General features: G+C 70.3%; 3 protein-coding genes. All 3 read left to right on the top strand.

Features of this window, described 5'->3' with window-relative positions:
• Positions 1-888, top strand: an 888-nt coding sequence (gene deoC / locus F8568_RS46345; RefSeq protein WP_151600540.1) for a deoxyribose-phosphate aldolase, incomplete at its 5' end; no start/stop codon positions are given.
• A 2-nt stretch (positions 889-890) separates the two neighbouring features.
• A complete protein-coding gene (locus F8568_RS46340) occupies positions 891-2,321 on the top strand; it encodes an aldehyde dehydrogenase family protein (RefSeq protein WP_151600539.1) in 1,431 nt (476 codons plus the stop codon).
• Positions 2,314-2,939 (top strand): aldehyde dehydrogenase family protein (locus F8568_RS46335; RefSeq protein ID WP_151600538.1); only part of this gene is annotated, 626 nt, incomplete at its 3' end. The genes F8568_RS46340 and F8568_RS46335, both read left to right, overlap by 8 nt.

Genomic DNA, 2,939 nt, shown 5'->3' with positions numbered 1-2,939 from the left:
TTCCTGCATGGTCTGCCGGGTGTGGATCAGGTCGGCGCGGAGGAGCGCGCGGCCCGGTTGGCGGCCCGGTCGATCAAGACGTCGGCGAAGGCCGAGGCGATCGATCTGGCGATCTCGATGGTGGATTTGACCACGTTGGAGGGTGCGGACACGGCGGGGAAGGTGCGGGCGTTGTGCGCCAAGGCCGCTCGGCCCGATCCGGCGGATGCGTCGGTGCCGCGGGTGGCGGCGGTGTGCGTGTATCCCGACATGGTCGAGGTCGCCGCCGGGTCCCTTGCGGGGTCGGGGGTCGGGGTGGCGTCGGTGGCGACGGCGTTCCCGTCGGGGCGGGCGCCGTTGGAGGCCAAGCTCGCCGACACCCGCGCGGCGGTGCAGGCGGGTGCGGCCGAGATCGACATGGTGATCGATCGGGGCGCGTTCCTGTCCGGCGACTATGTGAAGGTGTTCGAGGAGATCACCGCGGTGAAGGAGGCGTGCGGCCGGGCTCATCTGAAGGTGATCTTGGAGACTGGTGAGCTGGCCACGCTCGACAATGTGCGGCGGGCGTCGTGGCTGGCGATGCGGGCGGGCGCGGATTTCATCAAGACCTCGACCGGCAAGGTGTCGCCGGCGGCGACGCTGCCGGTGACGCTGGTGATGCTGGAGGCGGTGCGCGACTTTCGGGCCGCGACGGGGCGTCAGGTCGGGGTGAAACCGGCCGGTGGGATCCGCACCAGCAAGGATGCGATCCGGTATCTGGTGCTGGTGAACGAGACCGCGGGGCCGGACTGGCTGTCCCCGGCATGGTTCCGGTTGGGTGCCTCCAGCGTGCTGAACGATCTGCTGATGCAGCGCCGCAAGCTGTCCACCGGTGTGTATTCCGGTCCCGACTACTTCACCCTGGATTGATCATGGTTTTCGAGTACGCGCCGGCGCCGGAGTCGCGGTCGGTGGTCGATGTCCGCGGCTCCTACGGGCTGTTCATCGACGGCGAGTTCACCGACGGGCACGCCGAGCCGTTCAAGACGATCAACCCGGCCGACGAAGCCGTGCTGGCCGATGTCGCGTGCGCCGATGAGGCGGACGTGGACCGTGCCGTGCAGGCCGCCCGGACGGCTTATGAGCGGGTGTGGGGGCCGATGCCGGGGGCTGAGCGCGCCAAGTACCTGTACCGGATCGCGCGGATCGTCCAGGAGCGGTCGCGGGAGTTGGCGGTGCTGGAGTCGATCGACAACGGCAAGCCGATCCGCGAGTCGCGGGATGTGGACGTGCCGCTGGTGGCGGCGTGGTTCTTCTACTACGCCGGCTGGGCCGACAAACTGCGCCATGCCGGGTTCGGGGTGGATCCGCGTCCGGTGGGGGTGGCGGGGCAGGTGATCCCGTGGAACTTCCCGCTGCTGATGCTGGCGTGGAAGATCGCGCCGGCGCTGGCGTGCGGGAACACCGTGGTGCTGAAACCGGCCGAGACCACGCCGCTGACCGCGCTGCTGTTCGCCGACATCTGCCGCCAGGCCGACCTGCCGGCGGGGGTGGTCAACATCATCACCGGCGCCGCCGCCACCGGCCGCGCCCTGGTCGCCCACCCCGGCATCGACAAGGTCGCCTTCACCGGCTCCACCGACGTGGGCCGCCGCATCGCCCGGACCCTGGCCGGCACCGGCAAGAAACTGACCCTGGAGCTGGGCGGCAAAGCCGCCAACATCGTCTACCAAGATGCGGCGCTGGACCAGGCCGTCGAGGGCATCGTCAACGGGATCTTCTTCAACCAGGGCCACGTGTGCTGCGCCGGCTCCCGCCTCCTAGTGCAGGAATCGGTCGCCGAGGAGGTCCTGGACCGGCTCAAGGCGCGGATGGCGACGCTGCGGGTGGGGGACCCGCTGGACAAGAACACCGACATCGGCGCGATCAACTCCGCCGCCCAGCTGGACAAGATCCGCGAGCTGTCGGCCGCCGGTGAGGCCGAGGGCGCGGCCCGGTGGTCGCCGCCGTGCGTGCTGCCCGAGCGGGGGTTCTGGTTCGCGCCGACGGTGTTCACCGGGGTGGCGCAATCGCATCGGATCGCGCGGGAGGAGATCTTCGGGCCGGTGCTGTCGGTGCTGACCTTCCGCACCCCCGACGAGGCGGTCACCAAGGCCAACAACACCCCCTACGGGCTGTCGGCGGGGATCTGGACCCAGAAGGGCTCGCAGATCCTGTGGACCGCGCAGCGGCTGCGCGCCGGGGTGGTGTGGGCCAACACCTTCAACAAGTTCGACCCGGCCTCCCCGTTCGGCGGCTACAAGGAATCAGGGTTCGGCCGCGAAGGCGGACGCCACGGGCTGGAGGCCTACCTCAATGTCTGAACGCTCTGAACGGCTGGCTGTGCGCAAAACCTACAAGCTCTACATCGCCGGCGCGTTCCCCCGCTCGGAGTCCGGCCGGTCCTACCCGGTGACCGACGCCAAGGGACGGTTCGTCGCCAACGCCGCCCAGGCGTCCCGCAAAGACGTCCGTGACGCGGTCGCCGCCGCCCGCACGGCGTTCGGCGGCTGGGCGGGGCGCACCGCCTACAACCGCGCGCAGATCCTCTACCGCATCGCCGAGATACTGGAAGGACGCCGCGACCAGTTCACCGCCGAAGTCCGCCACACCGGCACCTCCAAACCCCAGGCCGCCGCGCAGGTGGACGCGGCGATCGACCGGTGGGTCTGGTACGCCGGCTGGGCTGACAAGATCGGCGCCGTCGCCGGCGCCGCCAACCCCGTCGCCGGACCCTACTTCAACTTCTCCAGCCCCGAACCGGCCGGTGTCGTCGCCGTCATCGCGCCCGACTCGCCGCTGCTGGGCCTGGTATCGGTACTCGCGCCCGCGATCGTCACCGGCAACACCACCGTCGTGGTCGCCTCCCAGCCCGCACCGCTGGCCGCGATCACCCTCGCCGAGGTACTGGCCACCTCCGACCTGCCCGCCGGCGTGGTCAA

The sequence above is a fragment of the Actinomadura physcomitrii genome (genome assembly GCF_008923205.2).
Taxonomy (GTDB): domain Bacteria; phylum Actinomycetota; class Actinomycetes; order Streptosporangiales; family Streptosporangiaceae; genus Spirillospora; species Spirillospora physcomitrii.
The sequence above is the reverse complement of the archived record's forward strand: the minus strand, read 5'-3'. Positions and strand labels throughout refer to the sequence as shown.

Excerpts from the sequence above, each read along its gene's own strand:
- F8568_RS46340 (WP_151600539.1), top strand. The coding sequence starts at position 891 with ATGGTTTTCGAGTACGCGCCGGCGCCGGAGTCGCGGTCGGTGGTCGAT.